Consider the following 4,837-nt stretch of genomic DNA (forward strand, 5'->3'; position numbering starts at 1 on the left):
CAGAACGGTCCATCACGACCCAGCCCATTACGATCCAACCGCCGCCGCTGCCCGGCATATTTAAGGTGCCGGGCAGCGGCTCCCTTCTAACCCGGGAGCCTGTGATCGTCGTAAGACAAGCCGATGCAGGCCTCGGGGTCGATCTGGACCTTGTGGCGGCCCTCGTGCCAGCCCTCGGACCAGGTGATCGCCGGGCAGCCCAGGTTCATGCAGGCCTGGCAGGCGATGCAGCTTTCCTGTTCCACCCCCATCGCGGGACCCTTGATCCGCACCGGGTCCAGCACGCAGGGCCGATCCGAGATCACGACCGACACGCCCTTGTGAGCGATCGCCTCGCGCAGCGTGCGCTGCATGCTGGCGGTGTCGTAGCTGTCGACCTTTTGCACCCATTTGACGCCCAGCGATTTCACCAGATCCATGAAATCCACCCGGGGCGCGGGATCGCCGCGCAGTGTGCGGCCGGTGCCGGGATGGTCCTGCCCGCCGGTCATCGCGGTGATGTGGTTGTCGAGCAGGAAGACGGTGATATCGGCGCCGTTATAGACCGCGTCGATCAGCGGCGGGATGCCCGAATGCAGGAAGGTGGAATCGCCGATCGTGGCGACGATCGGTTTCGTCTCGGTCCCCGCCTTGGCCATGCCCACCGCGTTGGCGATGGACGACCCCATCGAGACGCAGGTGTCGATGGATTTCAGCGGCTCCACCACCGCCAGCGTGTAGCAGCCGATATCGCCCGCCACCCGCGCATCCAGCGCGCGCAGCGCCATGTAGCAGGCCGCGTGCGGGCAGCCCGCACACAGCACCGGCGGGCGGATCATCGCCGCGAATTCGAACGGCGCGGCGTTGACGCGCGGCGCCATCAGCCCGGCGCGCGCCAGCCCGTCATGCACAACCTCGGGCGAGAACTCGCCCTCGCGCGGGAAGACCGCCTTGCCCTCGGCCGGGATGCCCATGGCCTTGAGCGCGTCCTCGATCATGGGCTCCAGCTCCTCGACCACGAGCACGCGCTCGGCGCCCGCGCAGAAGTCGCGGATCAGCCGGTCGGGCAGGGGCCATGTGACGCCGAGTTTCAGCACCGTGGCGTCGGGCATGACCTCCTTTACATAGGTATAGGGGATGCCCGAGGTGATGATGCCGACGCGCGTGTCGCCCGGCTCGACCCGGTTCAGGGGATTGTCCGCCAGCCAGTCCTTCAGCCGCTGTTCGCGTTCCAGCACGACGCCGTGCCGGCGCCGGGCATGGGCCGGGATCATCACGTTCTTCTGCGGCAACTCGCGGAAGGCGCGCCCGGTCTGTTCTTCGCGCGTGCCCATCACCACCGCGCTGCGGGTATGCGACAGCCGTGTTGTGGACCGCACGAAGACCGGCGTGTCGAACTGTTCCGAGATGTCGAAGGCCTGACGGGTGAACTCCAGCGCCTCCTGCCCGTCGGAGGGTTCCAGCACGGGCACCTGCGCGAAGCGAGCATAGATCCGGCTGTCCTGTTCGTTCTGCGAGGAATGGATGCCCGGATCGTCGCGATCGCGATCACCAGCCCGCCATTCACCCCGATATAGGAAAACGACATCAGCGCATCGGCGGCGACGTTCAGGCCCACATGCTTCATCGCGGTGAAGGCGCGCACCCCGGCGAAGCTGGCGCCGATGGCGACATCCCTCGCGGTCTTCTCGTTGGTGGACCATTGCGCGTGGATGTCCGACGCGGGGTAGGTCGCGACGTTCTCCGGGATTTCGGTGGACGGCGTGCCGGGATAGGCGGCGGCGACCCTTGCGCCGGTCTCCCACGGCCGCGGGCGATGGCCTCGTTGCCGGTCAGCGGGCGCCCGGCGCCCGCGGGGGACGGTTCGGCGGCGGTCTGCCGCAGGGCTTCGGTCATGGCTTCATGTCCTGCATCGCGCGTTCTGCCTAAAAAAGTTATGACAGTTCTATGTTCCGGGCAATTTCATGACATGGTGCGGATTGCCGCATCGCTCATGGCCCCATCTGGCCGGGCAGCACCAGCACCAGCACCAGCCAGGGCAGCGCCACGATCAGCGCCAGCCGCAGGACGTCGGCGATCCAGAACGGTGTGACGCCGCGAAAGATCGTGCCGGTCGAGACATCGCCCAGAACGCCGCGCAGCACGAAGACGTTCAGGCCAACGGGCGGCGTGATCAGGCTGATCTCGGTCACCACGACGACGACGATGCCGAACCACACCGGATCGTAGCCCAGCGACACCACCAGCGGGAAAAAGATCGGCACCGTCAGCAGCAGCATCGACAGGCTTTCGAACACACAGCCAAGCGCCAGATAGATTGCAAGGATCATCAGCATCACCGTGAAGGGCGCCACGTCATGGGCGGTGACGATCCCCAACAGCGCCTCGGGCAGACCGGCAAGGTTGACGAAATTGGAAAAGATCTGCGCCCCGATCAGCACCGCGAACAGGCTGGTCGCGGTCATCGCGGTTTCCTTGAGCACCCCGAATGTGCCGCGCAGCGTCAGCCCGCCGCGCGCCAGCGCGATCAGGAAGGCCCCCATCGCGCCCATGCCCGCCGCCTCGGTCGGCGAGAAGGTCAGGTTCAGCGGCGCCACGTCGAACAGCCCGTAAAGCCCGCCGATCACCAGGACGAACAGCAGAACCACCGCCCAGATCGAGCGCATCGCCCGCAGCCGCCCGGGCCAGGGGACGCGGGCCGCCGCGGGGCCGGCTGCGGGGTTGCGGAACACCACCCAGCGCACCGCGAACAGGTAGAATAGGATGCCCAGACCGCCCGGGATCACGCCTGCGACGAAAAGCTTGCCGATCGAGGTTTCGGTCAGCAGACCGTAGATCACCAGGATCACCGAGGGCGGGATCAGGATGCCCAGCGTGCCGCCCGCCGCGATCGAGGCGGTCGACAGGCTGTCGGCATAGCCGTAGCGGCGCATCTCGGGCATGGCGACCTTTGACATGGTGGCCGCGGTCGCCAGCGACGAACCGCAGATCGCCGAGAACCCGCCGCAGGCCGCCACCGTCGCCATCGCCATCGCCAGCCCGCCGCGGAAATGGCCGAGAAAGACATGCGAGACGGCATAAAGCTCGCGCGCCAGCCCGCTCTTATTCACGAACAGGCCCATCAGGATGAACAGGGGGATCACCGAAAGCCCGTAATCCTGCGCGGTGTCGGTGATCTGGCGGCCCACCATCGACAGCGCAGCCTTCAGCCCGCGTTCGTCGAGGATCGACCCGCCGCGGACATGGGCAAAGCCCAGCGTGCCGACCAGCCCCATGGCAAAGACGATGGGCATGCGCATCAAGACCAGCGCAAGGACCAGCGCGAATCCGATCAGCGCCTCGGTCATTGGGCGCGGTCCCCGTCCAGCAGATGCGGGGCGAAGATGTGGATCAGCCCGACCGCGACCATCACGGCGGCGGTCAGCGCGGCGGATATGGCGATGAAGCCGGTGACCAGATAGACCGGGATCGACAGGTATTCGGTCACGTCTCCATAGCCGCGCGCGCGCCCGGCAAGCATCCACAACCGCTCGGCGGGCCAGACCAGCATCCCCCCGCAGGCAATGTTGATCGCTGTCTCGCGCAGCCGGTTCAGGTGCAGCCGGTCGACTATCCCGTCGAACAGATCGACCGCGATATGCCCGCCCTTTGCCGAGATCACCGGCAGGCAGGAAAACACCATCACCGCCATCAGCACGCGGGTCAGTTCGGTCGCCGCCTGGATCGGCGCGTTCAGCCCCGAGCGCAGGATCACATCGGCAAGGGTCATCGTCATCAGCGCAAACAGTGCCAGACAGGCCAGCGCAACGGGCAGGCGGCTGCCCCCCCCGGGCAAGCGCGATCAGCGTTTCCATTTTCCCTCCCCCGAGGTGGCGCGGGGCCGCAGGTCTCGGCCCCGCGTGCCTCTCACCAGGCGGCCATTTCGGCCCGGATCATGTCATGGGCGGCCCGGGCATCGACGCCGGTGGCGGCGACCTCCTCGATCACCCTGGCGCGGATGGTTTCGGCGATCTCGTCGAAACGGGCGGCATCTTCGGGGCTGGCCTGATGGATCGCGTTGCCCGGGGTGGCCTCGGTCAGCGCGATGCCCTCGGCGTCGCCCTCTTCCCAGATCGCGCCGATGGCCCGGCTCAGCGGTTCGCCGAAGACCTTTTCCTCCAGCGCAGTCCGGATGTCCTCGGGCAGGTCGGCAAAGGCGTCCTCGGACATTATGAAGGCGAAGGAGCCGCGGTAAGCCCGCCGGGCAGCATGTACATGTTCTGCGCCACTTCGGTCAGCTTGAAGCCCACGCGCGACTCGATGGGGATCACCACGCCATCGGCGGCGCGCGAGGCCAGCGTCTCGTAGACCTTGGGCGCGGGCACCTGGATGCCGATCATGCCCAGCGCCGCGCCCAGATCGGTCGCGACGCCGCCGGGGATGCGCACCTTCATCCCCGCCATCTGGTCCAGCGCGGTCACCGGCGCGGCCGATTGCAGTTGCGCCCCGCCATGGCTGTGCAGCGCGATCACCTTGACGCCGCGATGCTCGTCGGCCTGTTTCAGATGGGCCTCGCAGGCGCGCCAACAGGCCACCGCCGCGGCCTCGGAACTGCCGACATAGCCCGGCAACTCGATCATCTTGGTGGTGACGAAACGGCCCGGCTGATAGCCGTGGAAGATGATCGAGACATCCGCCGCGCCATCCATGACAAGGTCCATCTGCGCGGGCGCCTCGGCCAGGCCCAGCTTGACCTCGGCGCTCACGCGCCCGTCGGTGGCCTCCTCGATCATCTCGATGAATTTCGGCCACATCTTCGCGTTGATATTGTGGGTGGGCGGCGCCCAGCTGGAAATCACCAGCGTGTGGTCCGCGGCCC

The 4,837-nt window shown here is 67.2% G+C and carries 4 protein-coding genes and 2 pseudogenes; all 6 read right to left on the reverse strand.

The window, feature by feature from the left end:
• Positions 1-86 precede the first annotated feature (86 nt).
• Positions 87-1,445: a thiamine pyrophosphate-dependent enzyme gene (locus ENN83_RS00125; RefSeq protein ID WP_287182620.1), complete on the reverse strand. Its 1,359-nt coding sequence runs from the start codon at positions 1,443-1,445 to the stop codon at positions 87-89.
• Between the two features lie 182 nt (positions 1,446-1,627).
• Positions 1,628-1,729 (reverse strand): annotated as a pseudogene (locus ENN83_RS00130) (hypothetical protein); the annotation flags it as partial.
• Between the two features lie 241 nt (positions 1,730-1,970).
• Positions 1,971-3,326: a TRAP transporter large permease gene (locus ENN83_RS00135; protein WP_287182623.1), complete on the reverse strand. Its 1,356-nt coding sequence runs from the start codon at positions 3,324-3,326 to the stop codon at positions 1,971-1,973.
• Positions 3,323-3,754, reverse strand: coding sequence for a TRAP transporter small permease (locus ENN83_RS00140; RefSeq protein ID WP_287182628.1), 432 nt, complete (start codon positions 3,752-3,754; stop codon positions 3,323-3,325). The genes ENN83_RS00135 and ENN83_RS00140 overlap by 4 nt, the downstream gene beginning before the upstream one ends.
• Positions 3,755-3,885: 131 nt before the next feature.
• Entirely contained in the window at positions 3,886-4,188 is a 303-nt protein-coding gene (locus ENN83_RS00145; RefSeq protein ID WP_287182631.1) for a hypothetical protein, read from the reverse strand.
• Positions 4,188-4,837 (reverse strand): annotated as a pseudogene (locus ENN83_RS00150) (C4-dicarboxylate ABC transporter substrate-binding protein); the annotation flags it as partial. The gene ENN83_RS00145 and the pseudogene ENN83_RS00150, both read right to left, overlap by 1 nt.

This window comes from Rhodovulum sp., assembly GCF_011048875.1.
GTDB lineage: Bacteria > Pseudomonadota > Alphaproteobacteria > Rhodobacterales > Rhodobacteraceae > Rhodovulum > Rhodovulum tesquicola.

What these genes read in the sequence shown, in the direction of transcription:
- ENN83_RS00140 (WP_287182628.1), bottom strand. Translation starts at nt 3,754, where the DNA reads ATGACGATGACCCTTGCCGATGTGATCCTGCGCTCGGGGCTGAACGCG.
- ENN83_RS00145 (WP_287182631.1), bottom strand. Translation starts at nt 4,188, where the DNA reads ATGTCCGAGGACGCCTTTGCCGACCTGCCCGAGGACATCCGGACTGCG.
- ENN83_RS00135 (WP_287182623.1), bottom strand. Translation starts at nt 3,326, where the DNA reads ATGACCGAGGCGCTGATCGGATTCGCGCTGGTCCTTGCGCTGGTCTTG.